This window comes from Telluria sp. LT2P34 (assembly GCF_059685915.1).
In genome coordinates this window covers 380,948-402,824 of record NZ_JCASIN010000003.1, presented here as the reverse complement: position 1 = coordinate 402,824, position 21,877 = coordinate 380,948, and the positions used below count along the sequence as shown (strand labels likewise).

The 21,877-nt window shown below is 61.4% G+C and carries 19 protein-coding genes; 12 read left to right on the top strand and 7 right to left on the bottom strand.

The window, feature by feature from the left end:
• The first annotated feature begins 88 nt into the window (after nt 1–88).
• Nucleotides 89–1,216: a cell division protein FtsZ gene (gene ftsZ / locus AC56KZ_RS12405; RefSeq protein WP_497162469.1), complete on the top strand. Its 1,128-nt coding sequence runs from the start codon at nt 89–91 to the stop codon at nt 1,214–1,216.
• 63 nt (nt 1,217–1,279) lie between these two features.
• On the opposite strand, the gene AC56KZ_RS12400 is transcribed toward ftsZ, so the two are convergent.
• Entirely contained in the window at nt 1,280–1,498 is a 219-nt protein-coding gene (locus AC56KZ_RS12400; protein ID WP_497162468.1) for a hypothetical protein, read from the bottom strand.
• A 130-nt stretch (nt 1,499–1,628) separates the two neighbouring features.
• The gene (locus tag AC56KZ_RS12395; protein WP_497162467.1) at nt 1,629–2,348 is read right to left on the bottom strand and encodes a Rossmann-fold NAD(P)-binding domain-containing protein; all 720 of its coding nucleotides are present in this window, start codon (nt 2,346–2,348) and stop codon (nt 1,629–1,631) included.
• Between the two features lie 123 nt (nt 2,349–2,471).
• On the opposite strand from AC56KZ_RS12395, the gene AC56KZ_RS12390 reads away from it, so the two are divergent.
• The gene (locus tag AC56KZ_RS12390) at nt 2,472–3,020 is read left to right on the top strand and encodes a TetR/AcrR family transcriptional regulator (RefSeq protein ID WP_497162466.1); all 549 of its coding nucleotides are present in this window, start codon (nt 2,472–2,474) and stop codon (nt 3,018–3,020) included.
• 345 nt (nt 3,021–3,365) lie between these two features.
• Here the strand turns inward: AC56KZ_RS12390 and AC56KZ_RS12385 are convergent, their stop codons facing one another.
• On the bottom strand, nt 3,366–4,595 hold the full coding sequence (locus tag AC56KZ_RS12385; protein ID WP_497162465.1) for a hypothetical protein: 1,230 nt from the start codon (nt 4,593–4,595) through the stop codon (nt 3,366–3,368).
• 240 nt (nt 4,596–4,835) lie between these two features.
• Between AC56KZ_RS12385 and AC56KZ_RS12380 the strand changes: the two genes are divergently transcribed.
• The gene (locus AC56KZ_RS12380) at nt 4,836–5,042 is read left to right on the top strand and encodes a hypothetical protein (protein ID WP_497162464.1); all 207 of its coding nucleotides are present in this window, start codon (nt 4,836–4,838) and stop codon (nt 5,040–5,042) included.
• A 65-nt stretch (nt 5,043–5,107) separates the two neighbouring features.
• Here the strand turns inward: AC56KZ_RS12380 and AC56KZ_RS12375 are convergent, their stop codons facing one another.
• Nucleotides 5,108–7,933 carry a cation-translocating P-type ATPase gene (locus AC56KZ_RS12375; RefSeq protein WP_497162463.1) on the bottom strand — a complete coding sequence of 942 codons (2,826 nt, stop codon included), beginning with the start codon at nt 7,931–7,933 and terminating at the stop codon, nt 5,108–5,110.
• Nucleotides 7,934–8,630: 697 nt separating this feature from the next.
• Here AC56KZ_RS12375 and AC56KZ_RS12370 point away from each other — a divergent pair.
• The 3 genes from AC56KZ_RS12370 (at nt 8,631) to AC56KZ_RS12360 (ending at nt 12,593) form a co-directional block, all read left to right on the top strand.
• Entirely contained in the window at nt 8,631–9,821 is a 1,191-nt protein-coding gene (locus AC56KZ_RS12370; protein WP_497162462.1) for a PAS domain-containing sensor histidine kinase, read from the top strand.
• Between the two features lie 117 nt (nt 9,822–9,938).
• Nucleotides 9,939–10,991, top strand: coding sequence for a zinc-dependent alcohol dehydrogenase family protein (locus tag AC56KZ_RS12365; RefSeq protein WP_497162461.1), 1,053 nt, complete (start codon nt 9,939–9,941; stop codon nt 10,989–10,991).
• A 96-nt stretch (nt 10,992–11,087) separates the two neighbouring features.
• Nucleotides 11,088–12,593: a DASS family sodium-coupled anion symporter gene (locus AC56KZ_RS12360; RefSeq protein WP_497162460.1), complete on the top strand. Its 1,506-nt coding sequence runs from the start codon at nt 11,088–11,090 to the stop codon at nt 12,591–12,593.
• Between the two features lie 30 nt (nt 12,594–12,623).
• Here AC56KZ_RS12360 and AC56KZ_RS12355 read toward each other — a convergent pair whose 3' ends face one another.
• The 3 genes from AC56KZ_RS12355 to AC56KZ_RS12345 all read right to left on the bottom strand — a co-directional run bounded on the left by AC56KZ_RS12355 (nt 12,624) and on the right by AC56KZ_RS12345 (nt 14,897).
• Nucleotides 12,624–12,992 carry a response regulator gene (locus tag AC56KZ_RS12355; protein ID WP_497162459.1) on the bottom strand — a complete coding sequence of 123 codons (369 nt, stop codon included), beginning with the start codon at nt 12,990–12,992 and terminating at the stop codon, nt 12,624–12,626.
• A gap of 8 nt (nt 12,993–13,000) precedes the next feature.
• On the bottom strand, nt 13,001–14,464 hold the full coding sequence (locus AC56KZ_RS12350; RefSeq protein ID WP_497162458.1) for an ATPase domain-containing protein: 1,464 nt from the start codon (nt 14,462–14,464) through the stop codon (nt 13,001–13,003).
• A 226-nt stretch (nt 14,465–14,690) separates the two neighbouring features.
• Nucleotides 14,691–14,897: a hypothetical protein gene (locus AC56KZ_RS12345; protein ID WP_497162457.1), complete on the bottom strand. Its 207-nt coding sequence runs from the start codon at nt 14,895–14,897 to the stop codon at nt 14,691–14,693.
• Nucleotides 14,898–15,188: 291 nt separating this feature from the next.
• Between AC56KZ_RS12345 and AC56KZ_RS12340 the strand changes: the two genes are divergently transcribed.
• From AC56KZ_RS12340 to AC56KZ_RS12315, 6 genes are all read left to right on the top strand, one after another.
• Nucleotides 15,189–16,448, top strand: coding sequence for an ABC transporter substrate-binding protein (locus AC56KZ_RS12340; protein WP_497162456.1), 1,260 nt, complete (start codon nt 15,189–15,191; stop codon nt 16,446–16,448).
• Nucleotides 16,449–16,453: 5 nt separating this feature from the next.
• A complete protein-coding gene (locus tag AC56KZ_RS12335; RefSeq protein WP_497162455.1) occupies nt 16,454–17,329 on the top strand; it encodes a carbohydrate ABC transporter permease in 876 nt (291 codons plus the stop codon).
• A gap of 32 nt (nt 17,330–17,361) precedes the next feature.
• Nucleotides 17,362–18,219 carry a carbohydrate ABC transporter permease gene (locus AC56KZ_RS12330; RefSeq protein WP_497162504.1) on the top strand — a complete coding sequence of 286 codons (858 nt, stop codon included), beginning with the start codon at nt 17,362–17,364 and terminating at the stop codon, nt 18,217–18,219.
• A gap of 5 nt (nt 18,220–18,224) precedes the next feature.
• Nucleotides 18,225–19,340 carry an ABC transporter ATP-binding protein gene (locus tag AC56KZ_RS12325; protein ID WP_497162454.1) on the top strand — a complete coding sequence of 372 codons (1,116 nt, stop codon included), beginning with the start codon at nt 18,225–18,227 and terminating at the stop codon, nt 19,338–19,340.
• Nucleotides 19,341–19,364: 24 nt separating this feature from the next.
• The gene (locus tag AC56KZ_RS12320) at nt 19,365–20,396 is read left to right on the top strand and encodes a LacI family DNA-binding transcriptional regulator (protein ID WP_497162453.1); all 1,032 of its coding nucleotides are present in this window, start codon (nt 19,365–19,367) and stop codon (nt 20,394–20,396) included.
• An 89-nt stretch (nt 20,397–20,485) separates the two neighbouring features.
• On the top strand, nt 20,486–21,868 hold the full coding sequence (locus AC56KZ_RS12315; RefSeq protein ID WP_497162452.1) for a GH1 family beta-glucosidase: 1,383 nt from the start codon (nt 20,486–20,488) through the stop codon (nt 21,866–21,868).
• Nucleotides 21,869–21,877: the final 9 nt, after the last annotated feature.

Sequence of the window (21,877 nt, the reverse complement as noted above, 5' to 3'; positions counted from 1 at the left end):
GCACTAGCCGGCACGCATTGCAACACGCATTGCGGCAGTTGTGCAGACGCGCGGCCGCCGATTGCTATTTCTTCAAACGGAGTCTGTCTTGTCCGAATCAAAACTTCCCCATCCTGCGACGGTCATCAAAATCATCGGTGTCGGCGGTGCCGGCGGTAACGCCGTCAACCGCATGGCGCCGTCAGGACTGTCCGCCTTCGAATTCATTTGCGCGAACACCGACGCCCAGGCCCTCTCGAATACCCAAACCGAACGCCGCATCCAGCTCGGCGAAAGCGGCCTTGGCGCCGGCAGCGACCCGATGGTCGGACGCGAAAGCGCCATGCGCGAACGCGAGCACATCGCCGAGGCGCTCAGAGGCGCCGACATGGTATTCATCACTGCCGGCATGGGCGGCGGCACCGGTACCGGCGCCGCCCCGGTCGTCGCCGAAGTGGCCCGCGAACTGGGCATCCTGACCCTGGCCGTGGTATCGAAACCCTTCGAATTCGAAGGCCCGCGACGTATGCGGGTGGCCGAAGAAGGCATCGCGACACTGGCACGCTGCGTCGACTCGCTCATCATTGTCCTGAACAGCCGTCTCGAGGAAGTGCTGGGTGACGATGTCACGCAAAAGCAGGCATTCGCCGCCGCCGACGAGGTGCTCAGCAAGGCGGTGACCGGCATTGCCGACATCATCGCCGTGCCGGGAATGATCAACGTCGATTTCGAAGACGTGCGCACCGTGATGCGCCAGACCGGCATGGCAATGATGGGCACTGCCGAGCACACCGGCGACGACCGCGCCGTGAAAGCGGCCGAAGAAGCCATCGCGTGTCCGCTGCTCGACGGCGCCAACCTGCGCGCCGCGCGCGGGGTGCTGGTCAACATTTCCGCCTCCGAGGAAACGTTGAAACTGCGCGAAACCAAGCAGGTCATGAACACGATCTGCTCGCAGACCAACGACGACGCCATCATCAAATTCGGTGCGGTTTTTGACGAGACGCTGGGCGAGGCGATGCGGGTGACCGTGGTGGCGACGGGCTTGAGCCGGCCCAGCGACCTGGCGCCCGGTACGAGAAGGTTATCGGTTTCGCGTCCGGGCGCCCTGCCCCAGCCTGCCCTGCGCCAGAATGGATACTACGCGCAGGTGCGGTCGGCGTCGGGACAGCAGGAGATGCGCGCGGGGGCGATGTCGCGGCAGTCGGCTTCCGGGTCCGGCGAGGAAGGCCAGTAAGGCCGGCAGGTACGCTCAACAATAAAGGCTGTTGATCATTAAGATGATCAGCAGCCCTTGCGATTACCAGATCCGCACTTCAGACGCGTGCGCGGCCGGCGCACCTTCCACCGCGTCGATTACCTGTAACAGCTGGCGCATCCGCTCCGGCTGGCGGCAGGCAGCACCGGTTTCCCACAGCCGGTCGAACTCGGCCACGGCGGCCTGGTAGTCGAGTGGCGCCGGACAAAGCGCTGTCTCGTATGCCGACGCGGTCCGGTCGTCGTGCTGTCCTAGTCTCATGTGCCGACTCCTTGAGAATTCACTTCGGGCCGCGCCGCCAAGGCTACCCGGCCTGCGCTTGTTTGCGCTTGACTGCTTTACCCATCTGCGGTGTCGTCAGCGAGCAGCAGGCCGATCAGGATCGCAACAATCAGGGGACGCACCGTGCAGTGCTTTCATGTTTCGCTGGACAGGTCCGTGGGCTCTGCTGGACGAGTGCGCGGATGTCGCCCGACTCGAGCACCCGCACCGACGCGCCGCGGCGCAGCAGGCCAAGCATCGCCTGGCCCAGCAACTGCGTGCTCAGCACCATGCCGGGCGCGATCCAGCGCAACAGCGGCAGCACCGGAGCGAGGATGCGGTACAGCACGCGGTAGGAACGGGTTTTCGAGCGCGCGCCGTGCAGCGGCTGGATCAAGGCCGGGCGCAGGATGAAGCTGTTGGCAAACGGCAGGCGCAGGATTGCGTTTTCGGTCTGTCCGCGCACCCGGGCCCACATGCGCCCGTTGCGCTCCGTACTATCGGCGCCGGCGCCGGACACGTACACAAAGACCATGTGCTCATTCATGGCGAGCAGCTTGTTGGCCACTGCCAGCGTCAAGCCGTGGGTGAACTTCTTGTACGCGTCGGCGGACATGCCGGAGGAGCTGACGCCGATGCAGAAGAAACAGCCGCTCACGTCTTTCAAATGCGTGCGATGCAGGTTCAGGTCGAGCAGGTCGTCGACGACGATCTGGCGCAGTTTCGGGTGGCTCAGTGCAAGCGCCTGGCGCACGACGACGATCACCTCGCTGACATCGGGCGCCAGCAGGCTTTCGCGCACCGCGCCCTGCCCCACCATCCCGCTCGCTCCAAATACCAGAATCTTCATGCTGCTCTCCAAATTAAACACGTGTCGCTTTCCAACTAACTAGTTGGTTGATATACTGTAGTCGGCAGCCGTCAAGTTGTCAACCAACTAGTTGGTTTATTTTTGAATAAAACCGGAGCGAACATGAGAAACCCCGAAGAGACCAGGCGTCGCCTGCTCGATGCCGCGACGGCGGAATTCGCCGCCTACGGCATTGCCGGGGCGCGTGTCGACCGTATCGCCGAGGGAGCCGGCTGCAACAAGCAGTCGATCTATGGCTATTTCGGCAGCAAGGATGGCTTGTTCGACGCTGTGCTGGAGGCCATCGTGGCGCGCGTGGTGTCGGAAGTGCCGGTCGACGCCCACGACCTTGCGGGCTATGCCGGGCGCGTGTTCGACTGGTATGGCGATAATCCGGGGGTGCTGCGCCTGTGGAACTGGATGCAGCTCGAACAGGGCGACCCCAAGCAAATGAGCGAAGCCATGCTCGCCGCCCGTACCGACAAGCGCGAGAAGGTGCGCGCCGCGCAGCAGGCCGGCGTCATCACCGACACGATCCCGGCTGAACAGCTGCTCGGCTTCGTCAACCGCCTGGCGTCGACCCAGATCGACTATTGCAGCCTCGATTCCTGCGAACGCAGCGCGCTGCGCGCGTCCCTGGTGGAAGCTGTGCGACGCCTGGTTGCACCTTGACCGAATCGCGCGTACGACAGCTGATCAAGGCGCCTTGGACCATGACGCGAGCCGTTGACTGTTCACTCGAATGATCAACGGCACGTCAGATTCAATCTCAAAATCAACTACTTAGAAAATTCAGGTCACTCCCGCTCGACCATCAACGGCTGGGCTGAGCCTTTGAAGTGACACGAAATTAACTTCCTCTGGTCTTATCCATACCATCGTCGATACCATGCAAGCGGCCACTTCCGTCGATGGGTCAGGTCGGCTTGGATGCTGCTGCGGATTTGCATTGTCTCGCCCTGCCCCTGGTGGAGGCAGGAGATGCCGCTGGCGATGCACGCGCATTGTCGGGCCAGGCTAGAACGCCATCAAGACGCTGCGCGGGCAATGGTCGCTGGTCTCGATACGCTGGTCCGGCGCCTGCACCACAGCCGACTTGCGCGAGACGAGTCCGGCCGGCTGGCGCGCTGCCAGGGTGCCACTGAGCACGATATGGTCCAGGCCCGAAAAGCCCTTGCACGATGCGTCAACGCCGGCCAAGGGCACCTGCTGCAGAGACCTGCCGCCATCGCTCAGCTCTTGCCAGAGGTAGCGGGTCGCTACCTTGCCGTCCGCATCCTGGGGCGGCACGCCGGCCGGATTGCTGCCGTTCGCGCGCACTTGCTCCGGGCGGATGGCGGCGGCCGCCTCTTCGTCGATGCGGCGGTTGAAATCCCCCAGCAGGACGAAGTCCGGACTGCGCTGCCCCACGCGGTCGAGCCAGCGCTCGAGCGGCGCGACCTGGCGGTTCAGCACCTTGCAGGGGGCGGCGGCATCGTCCAGCAGCCGCGCCTGGTACGTGGGCGTGGGCACGATGTTGGCGCAGCCGGACTTCAGGTGCACGTTCAGGAAGCTGATGGGGCGCCCGGCCACCAGCATTTCGAGCGCCAGTCCCGGACGTACCTTGCGCGCCTGGGGGTCGGCTGGATTGTCGCTCACCGCGAGACCCGTCTCGACGCTGCAGCGGCCCTCCTGGCCCAGGCTGCGGTCCCAGGCGAAGGCCAGGGTCTGAAAGCCTTCGTGCGGCGCGTCGCACACGCTGAAACGCTCGGCATGGCGCCCGAGCAGTTGCTTGACCACCTCCGCGGAGCGCACTTCCTGGAACGCGATCACACGCACCTTCTCCGACTCGATCAGCCTGGCGACTGTGGCCTGCAGGCCGGCGAACTTGGCCGCATAGTCGGCGCTGACAAGCGGCACCACCGTGCGGCCCTGGTAGGCGTTACACGGCGCCATCATTGCCGCCTGTGCGGGACCGCCTGCCAGGCGCTCGGTATCGGCAACGCACTGGCGCGCCACAAGCTGCGCTTCTTCACCGGCAAACGCCTGGCCCGGCTGGCGGCGTGGGCGCGTATCGCACCAGGACACGGCCTTGCACACAGCGTTCTGGCGGTCGAAATCCTGTTGCGAGCCGGCCCATCCCAGGTTGAAGGACGCCACGCCGATCTGCTGCGGCGCTGCCGGCGGAACGGGCGCGGCGGCCTGGGCAGCCGTAGTGGCGGAAAACGCAGCGAGCAGTGCGAACGACATTGGAGTAAAGGTGGGCATCGAAACTTTCCTGGATTGGACGCGTGGGACACGGTCGAATTGTATTAGCGCTATGAGAAGGGGATTATCGCGGAGTCTGGCCCTGGCGACAATCGGTTCCGGTCGCGCTTTGGCACGACTCTGTCCACTGCTGCCGCCGATCGACCCGTCACCACTACCTGCAGATCGTTCTTGTAATCAACGTTGACGCGGCCAATAATGGCGCGCATTGTGGGACTGTGACATGAAAGGACATTCGCTATGGACAGCCACAGTTTCGAGTATAAAGGGCACATGGTGGCCGTCGTCGTCGCTGGGAGCGAGCGCGAACAGTGGGGGTGGACATATTCCATCGACTCAGGTGAAACCACCCTGTCCAGAACGCATACGATGCCGGGCGCGGTTGAAGCCGTCGAAAAAGCGGCCAGGCATGCCAGGCGGTGTATCGACGGCATGCCAAAACAGTAGTGGCCTCGGCACAAAGACAATGTCTGGGGTGGCGAAAAACAAAGTGGCCGATGAGGCGCACCGCATTATGCTTTGTGGGTGCGCCGGACCAGTTTGCTTAATTCACTGACCCACAACACAACGCTGGCCATCGCGGCACATTGAATCCACTGTGTCAGTTCCAAGGGTGCGGTACCAAACGCGACATTCAATAATGGAATATGCACCACTGCGACCTGCAGCAGCAGCGATACGCCCATCGCCCCAAGTAGCCAGACATTGCCAAACAAATTGGCAAATGCGCTGACTTTGTCCGAGCGCGCGGTCAGGCAGGTGAACAGACTAGCCAGCACGAGCACCGTGAAACCACCTGTGCGGGCAGTGGCGAAGTCACTGTTTCCTTCGATGAAGCCACCAGGCAGGTACATGTCTATCGTAAGCAGCGTCACCGTTGCGATGACGACGCCCGTCTGGACGACACCGCGCCACATTTGTGCATCCAGCACCGGGGAATGCAGGCCGCGCGGCTTGGACGCCATTTGATCGTCGATCGGCGGATCGACCCCGAGCGCAAGCGCTGGGCCGGAGTCGGTGACCAGATTAATCCACAAAAGTTGTGTTGCCAACAATGGCAGGACGATCGCACCGTCGGTGCTGGCAAATCCGAACACCCCGGCGCCCAGCACGCCAACGAAAACCGTGATGACTTCGCCCATATTCGATGACAGCAAATACCGCAGACATTTGCGGATATTATCGAGGATTGCGCGCCCTTCCCGCACGGCCTTGACGATCGTAGCGAAGTTGTCATCCGCAAGAACCATCCTGGCTGCCATTTTGCTTACTTCCGTCCCCGTAATGCCCATTGCAATGCCAATATCAGCCGCTTTCAGCGCAGGTGCGTCGTTGACGCCGTCACCAGTCATCGCGACGACGTTGCCGTCCTTGCGCAATGCGCCGACAATGCGCAGCTTGTGCGCCGGCGAGACCCGTGCGTAGACGGCTGTGCGGCGCACGGCCTCGGCAAATGCGGACTCATCCAGCTTATCCAGGTCGGCGCCAGCGAGCGCTACATCACCAGCCCGAGAGATACCCAGGTCGGTAGCGATACGCGCCGCAGTGCGTGGGTGGTCGCCGGTAATCATGATGACCCGGATGCCGGCCCTCTGCGCTTCGCCAATCGCCACGGCCGCCTCCTCGCGCGGCGGGTCGAGCATGCCCACGGTGCCGACGAAGATCAAGTCGCGCTCCAGGGATTCCGAGGCCGGCACTTCTTCTTTTGAACCAAGGGGGCGGTAAGCGACGGCAAGCGTGCGCAGTGCGGCATCCGATAGCCGGTCGACGCCGGCAAGGATGGCAGTGCGGCGCACTTCGTCGAGCTCGACCACTTCCATCCCTACCCGCTCCCGATTGCAGCGACCCAGCAAGACATCGGGTGCACCTTTAGCGACCAGCACGCACGCACCGTCATGCTCGATATCCTGCGCGAGCACCGACATGAATTTGCGTTCCGATGTAAAGGCACTCTCGCCCACGCGCTTGAAGCGGCCTTGACGACGCAAGGCAGTGCCCAGCTTTTGTTCCGCTACCAGGAATGCCACTTCGGTCGGGTCGCCATGTTGTTCCCACTCCCCCTTCTCGCTCTGGTGCAGCTCTGCATTGCCGGCCAGGCTGCCCCCGCCCAGCATGACGATCGCCTCCTCGAGCATCGGGCCTGCCTTCAACATGGCGCCTGCATATTCCACGCCGCCTTCGGGCTGGTAGCCAACGCCCGTGACAAGGCTTTCGCCGGAGGCGGTGATGATCCTCTCGATCGTCATCTGCGCCCGGGTGAGCGTGCCGGTCTTGTCGGACGCGATCACCGACGCCGCGCCGAGCGTCTCGACAGATGAAAGTTTCTTGACGACGGCCTTGTGGCGCGCCATACGTTGGACTCCAAGGGCCAGGACGACCGACAATATCGCTGGCAGGCCTTCCGGCACGGCGGCCACTGCAAGTGAAACACCCAGCAGCAAAACCTGCATGGTGTCGGCACTGCCGCGAATGTCCGACATCAGGAACATCGATCCCATCACGACAGTGGCGATGACAAGGACGGCAATGCCAAGCATTTTCCCGATGCGGCCGACTTCTTTCTCCAGCGGTGTCTGTTCATCCACGGTACCCGACAGCATCCCGGCAATGGCCCCCATCTGCGTTGCCATCCCGCATGCGGTAACGACGGCGCGTCCGGAACCTTGCAGAACCGTCGTACCCATGAAAACCATATTGCAGCGGTCACCCAAAGCAACTGCTCCCTGCAAGATGCCGCTGTCCTTGAGGGCTGCCGTACTTTCGCCGGTGAGCGACGCTTCGTCAATCTGTAACGATGTCGTAGAGACAAGACGCCCATCTGCCGCCACAGCGTCCCCCTCGGCCAAAACGAGGATGTCGCCGCATACCAGCTCGGCACTGGATATGCGCCTGACCTGGCCGTCGCGTACTACTGATGAGCTAGGGGCTGTCATCCTGGACAAGGCCGCAACTGCGTCGCGCGCCTTTGCCTCCTGCAGGAAACCGAGGGCGCCGTTGAGCAAAATGACCAGGGCGATGACGATGGCGTCTACAGGCCAGCTGGCATGTCCTTCAACCGTCCAGGCGACCAGTGAAATAACGACCGCTGCGCACAGCAAGTAGATGAGCGGATCCTGGAAATGCGTGAGGAGGCGTCGCCACGCGGGTACCACGACCGCAGCAGCAAGCGCGTTCGGCCCGTCGGTCGATAGACGCAGTGCCGCCTCGTCTGATGTCAGGCCCACGTCGATACCGGTAGCAAACTCCAGGGCGACTGCTGGCCCACTGAGCAGAGCGACATCGAGCGGGTGAGCGGATTGGACGGCCGCCTTCTGCGGAATAATTCGGGGTAGCGTCATTAGGCCCAGTCTTGATATCTAGCTTGAACATCCGGCGCAGGGCTAGCTCCCCTTGAACGAAACTGTCAGAACTCGGACTATGAGCGGCAGCAAGCGACTTTCCCGGGGCTGGCCAAATGGGCGCGCCGGGACATCGAATGGCTGGGATAAGGGACGCGACCGTCGGTTGGATTGGAAACGATCGACATCCTGACCGGCAGGCGCTGCGGCCGGACGGAGGGGAAACGCGGTTTGAAAACGCAGTATCCGCTAATACGCCCCTGCGCGGTCGATTATTTCAGACCGGCCCAGGGCTGCGCTCCTCCGGTGTATGGCCATGCTGACAACGGACGACTTGCCGTATGCAGCATCCATGATCAGCACTCAGCCCCCTGCAAAATTTTTGAAATGCAAATTAAATGACCGCGATTGCGTGTATTAGCGGATACTCACTGTTCCTACCGCGTCCATCCCGCGACGGCACACCAGTTTGCCGCTGACGCTCCCGCCTTCCTATCCATGAAGTTTGCCTGGTTTTAATTATTGCGGAATATCCTCCGCTCATCCCGGCTAATTGATTTTCCTGACACACACTCGCTTCGCTTCGAGATTGCACGTTTGCTGCAAAGAAGGAAAGCCATGTCGATTTTCCAGGCATAACTCCGGCGTGAAGATCGCACCCCTTACGGCCTGGTTCTTATAACGAAACGGAGACACTATGCCGATTACAAGCGGACCACATCGTTGCAAACAACTTGCCGAGAATTTTCACGGCTTTCTCGAGGTGGCGCCTGACGCAGTCGCGGTCGTCGACCAGTCCGGGATCATTGTTCAGTTCAATGGTCAAGCTGAGCGGCTGTTCGGTTACGGCCGCGACGAAGTTATTGGGCGCCCAATGGAAATGCTCATGCCTGGCCGCTTCCGAACAGGGCATATCGCCCATCGTATGATGTACAACGCCGACATGCGGCCGCGTTCAATGGGAAGCGGCCTTAATTTACTGGGCACACATAAAAACGGTAGCGAATTTCCAATCGACGTGATGCTCAGCCCCCTGCATACGGAAGCGGGCGTTTTTATCGCCTGCGCGGTGCACGACATGTCGATTCACCGCGAACTCGAAAACACCTTGCGTCGTCAAGCTGCGGAACTTGAAGAAGCCGATCGACAAAAAGACAATTTCGTTTCGGTGGTGATGCATGAGTTGAGGGGCCCGTTGAGCGTGCTTACCACGGTAGGCAACCTGCTACAAATGCCCCAGATCAGTCCAGCGGCGCGCGCCAACGCAATGCTCGTTCTCGAGCGTCAGACGAACCACATGGTTCGATTGGTCAACGATCTGATGGACGTGTCAAAAGTGCGCGGCGGGAAGCTGAGGCTTCAAAAACAAACCTTCGATTTGCGAACGATCGTCGACCAGTCGATCGAAATCAGCCAAGCCTTCGTGGACGGCGGAAAGCATGAGCTGCGTGTCATTCAGTCTGCCGAACCGCTGCAAGTCGACGGCGATGCAATCAGGCTCACGCAAGTCCTGTCGAACCTGCTGACCAATGCTGCCAAATATACGCCGTCAGGCGGCGTCATTACGGTGACCACCGAAAGATCGGACGGGTTCGCAGTCATCCGCGTGCAGGACAGTGGGGAAGGCATACCAGTCCATATGCTGCATCGGGTTTTCAACCTGTTCACCCAGGTCGAACGTCCGGACAGCCAGAATATTGACGGGATGGGCATCGGTCTGGCGCTGGTCGAACGTCTCGTACATTTGCATTCCGGTACCGTAACCGCCGCAAGTGAAGGCCAAGGTCGCGGAAGTCAATTCACCGTGAATCTCCCCTTGCATTGCGTCCCAGTCCTTTCAGGTCTTGCGAAGGAATCGATTGTTCCTATGATGGAAATGACTGATTGACGCCCGCAACACGCATCGCGCCTGCCGGTCCGGTAGCGCACACACGAAAGCAACTATGAAAAAGCATTCTGTAATGAACGCTGCCGCACGGCTGACGATCCTGCGCGGGGGTGCCGTATGAAAGCCCTCGTCTACCATGGCCCAGGCAAGATCGCACATGAAGATCGGACGCGCCCCGCACTCCGCGACCCAGGCGATGCCATTGTCCGCATGCTCAAGACCACTATCTGCGGTACGGACCTGCATATCCTGAAAGGTGATGTCGCTACCTGCACGCCCGGGCGAACCCTCGGACATGAGGGAATCGGCGTGATCGAGGAAGTTGGCAGCGCCGTGACGACTTTTCACGTAGGCGACCGCGTACTGATCTCCTGCATTTCCAGCTGCGGAAAATGCGAATACTGCCGACGCCGCATGTTTTCGCATTGCGCGACAGGTGGGTGGATGCTGGGCAATACGATCGACGGCACGCAGGCAGAGTTCGTTCGTGCACCTCACGCCGAAACGAGCCTGTACCCGATCCCACCTGGGGTGGACGAGGAAGCCATGGTCATGCTCAGCGATATCTTGCCGACCGGCTTCGAGTGCGGTGTCCTGAGTGGCAAAGTCGAACCTGGCTCGACAGTGGCCATTGTCGGCTGCGGCCCGATCGGTCTCGCGGCACTGCTTACCGCACAGTTGTACTCGCCGGCCATGATCATCGCGATCGACCTGGACCAGCATCGACTTGACATGGCGAAACAATTCGGCGCAACGCATGTGCTTGACAGCGCTGCAGACGACATCAGGGCGCGCGTGATGGCGCTCACCGATGGCAAAGGCGTCGATACCGCGATCGAAGCGGTCGGCGTGCCTGCCACCTTCCTGCTGTGCGAGGATATTGTTGCGCCAGGCGGCGTCGTTGCGAATATCGGCGTGCATGGCCAGGCTGTCGAACTGCACCTCGAGCGCTTATGGTCGAGAAACATCTCGATCACGACTTCCCTCGTCGACACCTATTCGACTCCGATGCTCTTAAAAACCGTCGGCTCCGGAAAAATCGACCCGACGCGCCTAGTGACCCATCATTTCAGCTTCGACGACATTCTCGCGGCCTACGATACCTTCGGCCGTGCTGCGGAAACACAGGCCTTGAAGGTCATTATCGCCTTTGAAGAAAGTCGTGGATGAGAATCAGGAAGCTGCTGGCTGCAGCCGAATGATGAACAGCCCTTCGCGTCTCCTGTTCCGAGGCCTGTTTATTTCCTGCCTCGTGCCGGACGTCCGATGTTACTGAAACTGCGCGCGTCGCTGCGCTACTTCGGCGAAGTGGTGCCGTTTCGCCCCATCCCCGCACTCATCACAACCGTCGTACTGGCATCCCTGCTATTGATGCCCTGCCCGGCAGGGCTGGACCCCAAGGCGTGGACGCTGGTCGCGATCTTCCTCACGACGATCGTGGCCATTATCCTCAAGGTGATGCCGATTGGCGTCATGGCGATGATGGCGATCGTGATCGTCGCCCTGTCGCAAGTCACATCGCCTTCGTCGAAAGGGGCGATGGCCGATGCGCTGAGCAGTTTTTCCAGCCCCCTGATCTGGCTCATCGTTGTCGCCATATTGATATCGCGTGGCTTGAAGAAAACCGGGCTTGGCAGTCGCATCGGGCTGATGTTCATCGCACTGCTGGGCAAGCGTACCATCGGCATCGGCTACGGGCTCACCATATGCGAGCTGGTGCTGGCCCCATTCACGCCAAGTAATACTGCGCGCGGCGGCGGCATCGTCCATCCGATCATGAAATCGATCGCCACCGCATTCAAGTCCGACCCGGCCGATGGTACACAGGGCAAAGTAGGCACCTATCTTGCCCTGGTCAACTACCACGCCAATCCCATCACGTCGGCCATGTTCCTGACGGCCACCGCGCCCAACCCGCTGGTGGTCGAGTTTGTTGCCAAGGCAAGTAACCAAAGCTTCCACCTAAGCTGGACGACATGGGCGCTTTGCATGGTGCTGCCAGGCCTGGTCTGCCTGCTCGTGATGCCCCTCGTGATTTACCTGCTGTCGCCGCCCCTGCTGAAGGCGACACCGGACGCGGTCGATTATGCGCGTGACGAGCTCAAGCGGATGGGCCCGCTGGGGCCAAAGGAAAAAGTCATGTTGGGCACCTTTGGATTACTCCTGGTTCTGTGGGCGAACCTGCCGGCACTGCTGTTTGGTCCGTCGCTGACGCTCGATCCGACCGTGGTGGCCTTCATTGGCTTGTTCGTCCTGATCATCACCGGCACCCTCGACTGGGACGACGTGTTGTCCGAAAAAAGCGCATGGGACACTTTGATCTGGTTCGGTGCCTTGGTCATGCTTGCCGAGCAGTTGAACAAACTCGGCGTCATCGCCTGGGGCGCGACCGGCATGAACGATGCGATTGTTGCGAGCGGCATGGGGTGGATGGCGGCGGGAAGTGTTTTGCTGCTGGCCTTCGTGTTCTCGCACTACCTGTTTGCCAGCACGACGGCCCACATCAGCGCCATGATGCTGGCCTTCCTCGTGGTCGCGGCGCAATTGCTCCCTGGGGCTTACCTCGTACCGTTCTTGTTGATGATGACGGCTGGCTCGTCGATCATGATGACCCTGACGCACTATGCCACGGGAACCTCGCCGATTATTTTTGGCAGTGGCTACGTCACCATGGGAACCTGGTGGCGCGTGGGCTTCGTCATGTGCGTGCTTGAGCTCGCGATCTTCGCGGTGATTGGCGGCGCCTGGTGGAAACTGCTCGGCTATTGGTAGGCCCGGTCTGGCCGAGGCTGCCTGAAACAACTATCCAAGCAGCTTCCAGATCTCCGGCATCAGACGATCGAAAAATATCGGCTTTCGCAAGAAGACCTCATATGTCGGGCTGTTCATGTCGTGCCGTTCAGGTGCGCCGCTCATCAGGATAATCGGAACGTTCCGGGTCTCAGGCCTGGACTTGATCTGCCGAGACAGCTCGACGCCGTCCATTTGCGGCATCATGCAGTCCGAAATGATAAGGTCCGGAACCTTGCTCGACAGTAGATCGAGTGCCTGCGACGCATTGTTGGCGGTAATGACTTCAAATCCCTGGAAATCGAGGTACAGGGCGTAAGTTTCGGTAATATCGACCTCATCATCGACCACCAGAATCAGAGGTCTTTTGTTCACGTGCATCCCCATGCCTAGCCCACATTGCCGTCGGCTTCAGGCTCTTTCACGTTTGCTGAAGACGTCAGGCCACCGACCGCCATACCTTCACCCGAAATCGTCAAGATGCGGTTGGCGCCGTCGTACTCGTTCTCGCGCAACTTCATCACCGAAATCCTGCGGTGATTGATGTCGGCCACGGCAAAATACTCCAGCAACATGATGTTCTCGTACAGCATCGAGGAAGAAGGCTCGGCTGCCGGCGAGCCCTTCTTGAAGTAATGCAGCTGTTCGGTCATATAGACCGTGACCCCATGCAATCTCAGCTCATTGCTCAGTGCTATGAGAAAACCGCGCGAACGCTCCGGATGCATGATCAGGTTATCCATGCCTTCGACCCCGTCGATCAGGAGCCGGCTGATTTTGTGCTCACGGATACACGCGAGCATGCGCGAGGCCAGGTCGTCGATCAGAATTTCGAGCGGCAGCTGCCATATCATCTGCAAGCTTCCACTGTCGACGTAAGGCTGCAGCACGATGGAGATTTGCTCGGCTTTGTGCACCAGGGTTTCGGGGGACTCATGGAAGCCAACGATCAGGCAGTTCTCGCCATTTTTCAGGCCGGCGTCGATGAAGTGCAGGCCCATCATGGTCTTGCCAACCCCCGGGCTGCCTAGCAGGCAGGTAATCGAGCCGGAGACAACTCCGCCGCCAATCCGTTCGTCCCAGCTCGAAATGCCCACGCTCAAGCGGCCGCGCACAGCTGGCGGAGCCTTGGCGTGGGTGGCCAGGGCTTCGAAGCGGGGATACACCACCAGGCCTTCGCTGCGCATTTCGAAGACGTGCTTGCCTAACAAGTGCTTGGCGCCGCGAATTTTGAAGACCTGCAGTTCGCGGATGACGCCCATGCCTTGACTACACTGTCCAAGCTCGATGACGCCATCGACCAGCGTGTTCTCGATGTCGGTAATGTTGCCTTCGACCGGAGAGAGCAGAAAGGTCGTGCAGCCCATCGATGAAACAAGCGAATTAAGCGAATGCATGAATTCGGCCAGCGCGAGATCGGTAGCGCTCGAATTACGTATTGACCGGAAGCCGTCAATGATCAGGATATGCGGGTGCTCTTCCGACAGGGTAGCGACGATCAGCTGCAGCAGGTCTCGTAGCCCGCCTTTGACAAGGCTTGCATAAGCCGAGAAAAAGACGATCTCCTTGCCCACCAGCGCATCGTCGTAAAAACTGAAGTTGGCAAAGTGGTTGATCATCTTGGCATGCGACTCGCCAAGCAAAGTCATGACCACTACCTTTTTGCCCAGGCGCGCATGGTTGAATCCAATTTGACACGCCATGGTCGTCTTGCCCCTGCCAGCCAGCCCTTGGACCAGGTAGAGGTGGCCGGCGGGCAGTCCGCCGCCAAGCACGACGTCGAGTCCGGGGACATAAGTCTTCAGCAACGCTTGCATGTCGGGAGGATTGGCTTGTAGAGAATGAACGGACATCAGGTCTTCAGTAAGGGAAAAGAGCGAAACAGACGATCATCAGAGTAACCGAACGCGCAATGTTAAATTATTGCACAAAATTCAACGGCGATGATTTTCCGCACCAGCAAACAGTCTCATCCAATCAATCATCGTACGGCATGGGCGGGGTCAACCTGGGTGCAGCGATGAAAAAGCTCGCCGAAGCGAGCCTTTTCAAACACTTACAATGATCTCCCGCAGGAAGTCACTCCCACTCGATGATTAATGGCTGAGCCAAGCCATTGATTGCGAAGAAGATCTCATCAGCACCGGCTGATCGATACCGCGCGCAGTACCATGATCTGGACCACGACCAGCGGGGCAAGGTGGTCGGTTTGCCGAGCCGCCACGACTTACAGGGTGCGACGAAAATCGGCAGCATCGCGATACGGAAAATCTCGGTGGTGGTCACGTTGTCTCCAAAAAGCCCGTATTTGTTATGTGATGGTGCCAGCAGCCATCGTAGTCCGCGATGCAAGCACCGAGTGAAATCCATGCCACTGACTTTCTCCAGGAACACATGACCTTGCGCCCTTTTTTAGTGCAACCAATTAATGCTAAAACTTGTATTGCTAGCATTAAAATGTGACAGAATCCACGCTGCAATATCTATTTGACCCTGAATTCCCCCGGTGATATAGTCGCGAAAAGCCGATGGTAACGTTTCCAACTTACCGACACGAACGGCGTTAACGGAGACACGATGTTCACATCCCGCACCCTGGCGGTTGTCGGCGCACGGCTTGCCCTTGCCATGATGCTTGCCGGTTCGACGCAAACTGCTGCTTCGGAACAGGCCGCACCGAAAGCGGAAGTCATCCACTGGTGGACCTCCGGCGGCGAGTCGGCCGCAGTCAAGCACGTCGCTCAGGCCTACCGCAACGCAGGCGGCGTGTGGATCGATACCGCGATCGCCGGCGGCGATCAGTCACGTGCCGTGACCATCAACCGCATCGTTGGCGGAAATCCGCCGACCGCGGCCCAGTTCAACACCTCCAAGCAGTTCCTTGATGTGATCGAAGCGGGGATGCTCAACAACGTCGACCTCGTGGCCCGTGCCCAGAACTGGGACCAAGTGTTGCCCACGCCGATCATCGACGTGATCAAGGTGCAGGGTCACTACTACGCGGTGCCGCTGAACATTCATATGCAGACCTGGTTCTGGTATTCGAAGGTCGCCTTCCGTAAGGCCGGCATCACCAGCGAGCCGGGCAGCATGGCGGAATTCTTTGCCGCACTCGACAAACTGAAAGCGGCCGGCATCATCCCGCTCGCCCATGGGGGCCAGTCGTGGCAGGAGACCGTGCTGTTCTCGGCGATCCTGGCCAACATGGGCGGCAAGGACCTCTACCTCCGCGCCATCCGCGACCGCGACCAGGCGACCCTGCTCTCGCCGGCCTTCCGCAACGTGCTGCTCGCCTTCAAGCGCCTGAAATCCTACGTCGACGCTGGCTCCCCGGGCCGCAACTGGAACGACGCCACTGCCCTGGTCATCGCCGGCCACGCCGGTTTCCAGGTGATGGGCGACTGGGCCAAGGGCGAGTTCACCAATGCGCGCCAAGTCGCGGGCCAGCACTACGGCTGCATGGCCGGCTTCACGCCGGCGACCCCTTACCTGATCCAGGGCGACGTGTTCGTCTTCCCGCGTACCGTCGACAACGGCATCCTGCGCGCCCAGCAGCTGCTGGCCGATGTCGTATCGCAGCCTGCACTGCAGGTGGGTTTCAGCAAGCTGAAAGGTTCGATCCCGGTCCGTACCGATGTCGACGCAACGGGACTGGACCTGTGCGCCCGCAAGGGCATCGAGATCATGAAGGACCGCACTCGCCAGGCCGGCGTGACGGAGGTGTATCTGACGCCGGACCAGAACGGCGCCATGCAGGACGTGCTGACCGCCTACTGGAACACCGGCATGCCAGTCGAGCGCGCCCAGAAGAGCATCGCCAACGCGCTGAAGTACTGACATCCATGACCACCCTGCGCTCGCGGAACTTCACTCCCCACCTCGCCCTGCTCCCGATGGCGCTGACGGTCCTTGTCGCCTACATTGGCGCGGCGCTGTGGACCTTGCGTACCTCGTTCACCGCTTCGCGCACCTTCCCCTCCGATAACTTCATCGGCGCCGCACAGTACGTCCGCCTGTTCGACAACGAGCGCTGGCTGATCTCGCTGAACAACCTCGCTGTGTATGGCGCGCTCTTCATTCTCGCGTGCATGGTGCTGGGCTTCCTGCTGGCTGCCTTCATCGACCAGAACATCAGCGGCGAAAGCTTTCTGCGCACGGTCTTCCTCTACCCGTATGCGATGTCCTTCGTCGCGACAGGTCTGGTGTGGCAGTGGCTGCTGGCGCCGGAGGCCGGCATCGAGGGCGCGGTGCGCCGGCTGGGCTTCGCTCACTTCAGTTTCGACTGGATCGTCGACCAGGAGATGGTGATCTATACCATCGTCATTGCCGCCGTATGGCAGGCTTCGGGACTGGTGATGGCGCTGATGCTGGCAGGCCTGCGCGGCGTCGATCCGGAAATCTACAAGGCCGCCCGTCTGGACGGCATCCCGGCCTGGCGCGTGTACCTGCAGGTTGTGCTGCCGATGCTGGGGCCGACGCTCGCCACGGTGTTCCTGCTGCTGTGTACCGCAGTGGTCAAGCTCTACGATGCGGTGGTGGCGATGACCGGTGGCGGTCCCGGCGTCGCCAGCGAAGTGCCGGCCAAGTTCATCATGGACCACCTGTTCCTGCGTTCGAACATCGGGCTGGCCTCCGCCGGCGCCGTTACCCTGCTCATCCCGGTACTGGCCCTGCTGGCGCCCTATGCGTACGCACGCAGCCGGAGCAAGCGCGCATGAGCCAGACCACCTTGCAGGCAGTCGCTCCGGCCATGTCCTTCGATACCGCATCAAGCGCGCGCCGCAAACGCATCAGCCCTGCGCGCATCGGCGTGTATGCATTCCTGTTCAGCGCCGCGCTGTACTTCCTGCTGCCGCTGTATGTGATGATCATCACGTCCTTCAAGTCGATGGACGAGGTCAGGAGCGGCAACGTGTTTGCCCTGCCCGTCTTCGTTACCGTCGAGCCTTGGAATAACGCCTGGAACCAGGTCAGCGGCGGCTTCTGGAATTCGGTGGCGATCACGGTGCCGAGCACTATCATCCCGATTCTGCTGGGCGCCATCAACGGCTACGCGCTTTCGTTCTGGAAGCCGCGCGGGGCCAACCTGCTTTTCGGCGTGCTGCTGGCCGGCGCGTTCATTCCGGTGCAGGTCATGATCTATCCGCTCGTATGGATGATGGCGCGTGCCGGCGTGTTCGGTTCGCTGCCGGCCATCGTGCTGGTGCACGTCATCTTCGGCATGCCGATCATGACCCTGCTGTTCCGGAACTACTATGCCTCGGTGCCGCATGAGCTGTTCCAGGCTGCGCGCATCGACGGCGGCGGCTTCTGGCGCATCTTCCTGCAGGTGATGCTGCCGATGTCGCTGCCCATCGTAGTGGTCGCCGCCATCATGCAGGTCACCGGCGTGTGGAACGACTATATCCTCGGCCTGGTGTTCGCGGGCCGCGACAATGCGCCGATGACGGTGCAGCTGAATAACGTGATCAACACCACCACCGGCATCCGCCTGTACAACGTCAACATGGCCGCCACCATCCTGACGGCAGCGGTGCCGCTGGCGATCTACTTCATCTCGGGACGCTGGTTCGTGCGTGGTATCGCCGCCGGCGCCGTGAAAGGTTGAAACCCATGTCGAATGTTCACCTGCGCAAACTGTGCATCAACCGCGGCAGCAACCAGGTCATCCGCGACCTCGACCTGAATATCGAGCCGGGCGAGTTCGTGGTCCTGCTCGGCCCCTCGGGTTGCGGCAAGTCGACTCTGCTGCACAGCATTGCCGGCCTGATCGACCTGGCCGGAGGCTCGATCGAGATCGGCGGACGCGACATGAGTCATGCCGATCCGAGCGAACGCGGGATCGGCATGGTCTTCCAGTCCTATGCCCTGTATCCGACGATGACAGTAGAGAAGAACATGTCCTTCGGACTACGCATCTCGGGCGCGCCCAAGGCTGAGATCAACCGGCGCGTGCAGAAGGTGGCCGAGATGCTGCAGCTGGAAATGCTGCTGGACCGTAAACCTGCCCAGCTCTCGGGCGGTCAGCGCCAACGGGTGGCGATCGGCCGCGCCCTGGTGCGCGAAGCCGGCGTCTACCTGTTCGACGAGCCTCTCTCGAACCTTGACGCCAAGCTGCGCGCCGAACTGCGCCGCGAGCTCAAGATGCTGCACCAGACGCTAGGCTCGACCATGATCTACGTGACCCACGACCAGGCCGAGGCGATGACGCTGGCCACCCGCATCGTGGTCATGCAGGGCGGCCTCATCCAGCAGATAGGCACCCCGGGCGAAGTCTACGAGCGCCCGGCCAACCGCTTCGTGGCCGGATTCCTCGGTTCGCCCTCGATGAATTTCGTCGAGGGCCGGCTCGACGGGGAACTCGCTGCGCGGCGCCGCTTCAGTGCCGGCACGCTGGCGCTGACCGTGACGCCGGACTGCGTTGCGCCTTCGGGCGCGGTGACGCTGGCGGTGCGGCCGGAAGACATTCACATTGTTGCCGATGGTCTCCTGCAGGCCACCGTCACGCTCGTCGAGCCGATGGGGAACCACCAGGTCGTCTGGCTCGACTGCGGCGGACACCAGCTTTCCGGCATCGTGCACGACCAGCGGCCGCTGGCGAGCGGGCAGGCAGTGCGCTTCGACATCGATGCGGCGCGGGTGTCGCTATTCGATCCGGTCACTGGAAAGCGCCTTTCAAGGCAGGTGCCAGTGTCGGATGAATGCAGTATGCTTCAGTGTTTCGAGTAACTATTTACCGATGAAGGATCGTCAGTGGCAACCATCAAGGACGTAGCGCGTCTCGCCGGCGTCGGCCTCGGCACCGCCTCACGCGTAGTCAGCGGCAAGGGCTCGGTGTCGCCGGCCACGCTCGAACGCGTACGCAAGGCGATCGACGAGCTCGGGTTCCGTCCATCCCATGCCGCACGCGCCCTGCTGTCCGGCACCAGCCGCATGGTAGGGGTCTACATCCCGGTCCTGAGCGGTACCTTCTACACCCCGATCCTGCAGATCATCGATACCGAGTTGCGCGCTGCCGGCCTGCACATGGTGGTGGCCTTCGGCGTTGGCCTGGGCGACGCGCGCCGCCAGGCCCTGGAGGGTATCGAGTTCCTGATCGAGCGCGGCTGCGACGGCATCGTCATGATGACCAGCGCCCTCACCGACGAAGACCTCGCCTCGCTCGGCGCCAAGCAGAAACAACTGGTGGCGCTGAACCATGAATCCACGCGGATACCGGAGCAATGCTTCACGGTCGACCACACCCTGGGCGGTCGTCTGGCTGCGCGCACCCTGCTTAACTACAAGCATCGCGACATCGCGGTCATCTCCGGCCCGGCGGCGCTGGCCGACAACGTGGCTCGCGTCGACGGCTTCATGCGCGAACTGGAAGCCGATGGCATCGATACCGGCAAGGTCTGGACGCTCGAGAGCGACTTCTCGCCTCAGGGCGGCTGGTCCGCGGCCAAGGCGCTGATCGATTCCGGCTACAAGTGCAGCGCCCTGTTCTGCGCCAACGACGAGATGGCGGTGGGCGCGCTGGCCTACTTCCAGGAAGCCGGCGTCAGTGTCCCGCGTGACCTGTCGGTGATCGGCTACGACGACACGCCGAGCGCCGCGTTTTCGGCCCCGCGCCTCACGTCGGTGCACATGCCGTGGCGCGAAATGACGCTCAACGGCCTGAACGCCCTGCTCAACCGCTGCTACGACCTGCACCGCCCGGTGACGCGCACCTTCCCGGTGAGCGTCACAGTGCGCGCCTCACTGGCCGAGGTGCTAGGCACGACGCGCAGCAAGAAAAAATAGCGCACAGGCCGCGCGTCGGCCTTTTTTTTACATTGCAAATGGAAAGCTTTCCAAATATCCTAGCGTAACGAAATAAAACAAAATAGATCATGACAACAGCTTCCAGTCCCGAGCCGGCCGCACCGTCGCGCGGCGATTTCGCCCCCGACTTCTTGTGGGGCTGCGCCACCTCGTCCTACCAGATCGAAGGCGCCGGCCAGGAAGGCGGACGGGTCGAATCGATCTGGGACCGCTTCGCCGCCATCCCGGGCAAGATCAAGGACGGCTCCAACGGTTCGGTCGCGTGCGACCACTATCACCGCTGGCCGGAAGACTTCGACATCGGGCGCGACTTGGGATTGAACGCCTACCGCTTCTCGATCGCCTGGCCGCGCATTTTTTCCGAAGTAGGCGCCAAGCCGAACGAAGAAGGCCTGGACTTCTATTCACGCCTGGTCGATGGGATGCTGGAGCGGGGCCTGCAGCCCTGGGCCACGCTCTACCACTGGGACCTGCCGCAATTCCTGCAGGACCGCGGCGGCTGGAACGAGCGCGCCACCGTCGACGCTTACCTGGCCTTCGTCGATGCGGTTACGCGCCGCCTGGGGGACCGCGTGCAGCACTGGATCACCCACAACGAGCCGTGGTGTACGGCTATCATCGGCAACTTCGAAGGCTGGCACGCGCCGGGCAACACCGACTTCAAGATCGCGCTCCAGGTTGCCCACCACGTGCTGCTCTCGCATGGCAAGGCGGTGCCGCTGATCCGCGCCAATGTCCGCGAGGCCAAGACGGGCATTGCCCTGAGCCTGCACCCGGTGCGCCCCGCCAGCGATCATGCGGACGACGTGGCCGCCGCCGCACGTCATGACGGTCTGCGCTACCGCTGGTTCCTCGACCCGCTGTACGGCCGCGGCTATCCAAAGGCGACTCTGGACGCGATCGGCGACGCCGCCCCGGTCGTGCTGCCGGGCGACCTGGAGGCCATCGCGGTTCCGACCGACTTCCTTGGCGTGAACTATTACTTCCCCGAGACCATCGCGCACGATCCGCAGCATGCGCCCTTGTCGGCTCGCGTGCTGCCGCCCCCAGCCGGCGCACAGACTACCTACATGGGCTGGGAAGTGGCGCCCGAGGGCCTGGCCGAACTGCTGCTGCGTATCGAGCGCGATTACCATCCGGGCCCGATGTACATCACCGAGAACGGGTCCTGCTTTGCCGACGAGGTGGCCGCCGACGGCGAAATCGACGACGTAGGGCGCCGCCATTACCTGATGCGCCACTTGGCCACGCTTAAGTCGGCGCTCGATGAAGGAGTACCGGTAAAGGGCTACTTTGCCTGGAGCCTGCTCGACAACTTTGAGTGGGCCGAAGGTTACCTGAAGCGCTTCGGGCTGACCCATATCGATTACGCAAGCCAGAAACGCCGCCTGAAGGGCAGCGGCAAGTGGTACCGCTCTTTTCTGCGCGGCGAACAAGACACGACACCATAAGACAGCGAG

Coding starts and splice junctions, on each gene's coding strand:
- AC56KZ_RS12380 (WP_497162464.1), top strand. CDS start 4,836: ATGGACAGCCACAGTTTCGAGTATAAAGGGCACATGGTGGCCGTCGTC.
- AC56KZ_RS12385 (WP_497162465.1), bottom strand. CDS start 4,595: ATGCCCACCTTTACTCCAATGTCGTTCGCACTGCTCGCTGCGTTTTCC.
- AC56KZ_RS12375 (WP_497162463.1), bottom strand. CDS start 7,933: ATGACGCTACCCCGAATTATTCCGCAGAAGGCGGCCGTCCAATCCGCT.
- AC56KZ_RS12400 (WP_497162468.1), bottom strand. CDS start 1,498: ATGAGACTAGGACAGCACGACGACCGGACCGCGTCGGCATACGAGACA.
- AC56KZ_RS12395 (WP_497162467.1), bottom strand. CDS start 2,348: ATGAAGATTCTGGTATTTGGAGCGAGCGGGATGGTGGGGCAGGGCGCG.
- AC56KZ_RS12390 (WP_497162466.1), top strand. CDS start 2,472: ATGAGAAACCCCGAAGAGACCAGGCGTCGCCTGCTCGATGCCGCGACG.
- AC56KZ_RS12330 (WP_497162504.1), top strand. CDS start 17,362: ATGTCCTTCGATACCGCATCAAGCGCGCGCCGCAAACGCATCAGCCCT.
- AC56KZ_RS12355 (WP_497162459.1), bottom strand. CDS start 12,992: ATGCACGTGAACAAAAGACCTCTGATTCTGGTGGTCGATGATGAGGTC.
- AC56KZ_RS12370 (WP_497162462.1), top strand. CDS start 8,631: ATGCCGATTACAAGCGGACCACATCGTTGCAAACAACTTGCCGAGAAT.
- AC56KZ_RS12350 (WP_497162458.1), bottom strand. CDS start 14,464: ATGTCCGTTCATTCTCTACAAGCCAATCCTCCCGACATGCAAGCGTTG.
- AC56KZ_RS12315 (WP_497162452.1), top strand. CDS start 20,486: ATGACAACAGCTTCCAGTCCCGAGCCGGCCGCACCGTCGCGCGGCGAT.
- AC56KZ_RS12360 (WP_497162460.1), top strand. CDS start 11,088: ATGTTACTGAAACTGCGCGCGTCGCTGCGCTACTTCGGCGAAGTGGTG.
- AC56KZ_RS12325 (WP_497162454.1), top strand. CDS start 18,225: ATGTCGAATGTTCACCTGCGCAAACTGTGCATCAACCGCGGCAGCAAC.
- AC56KZ_RS12335 (WP_497162455.1), top strand. CDS start 16,454: ATGACCACCCTGCGCTCGCGGAACTTCACTCCCCACCTCGCCCTGCTC.
- AC56KZ_RS12365 (WP_497162461.1), top strand. CDS start 9,939: ATGAAAGCCCTCGTCTACCATGGCCCAGGCAAGATCGCACATGAAGAT.
- AC56KZ_RS12340 (WP_497162456.1), top strand. CDS start 15,189: ATGTTCACATCCCGCACCCTGGCGGTTGTCGGCGCACGGCTTGCCCTT.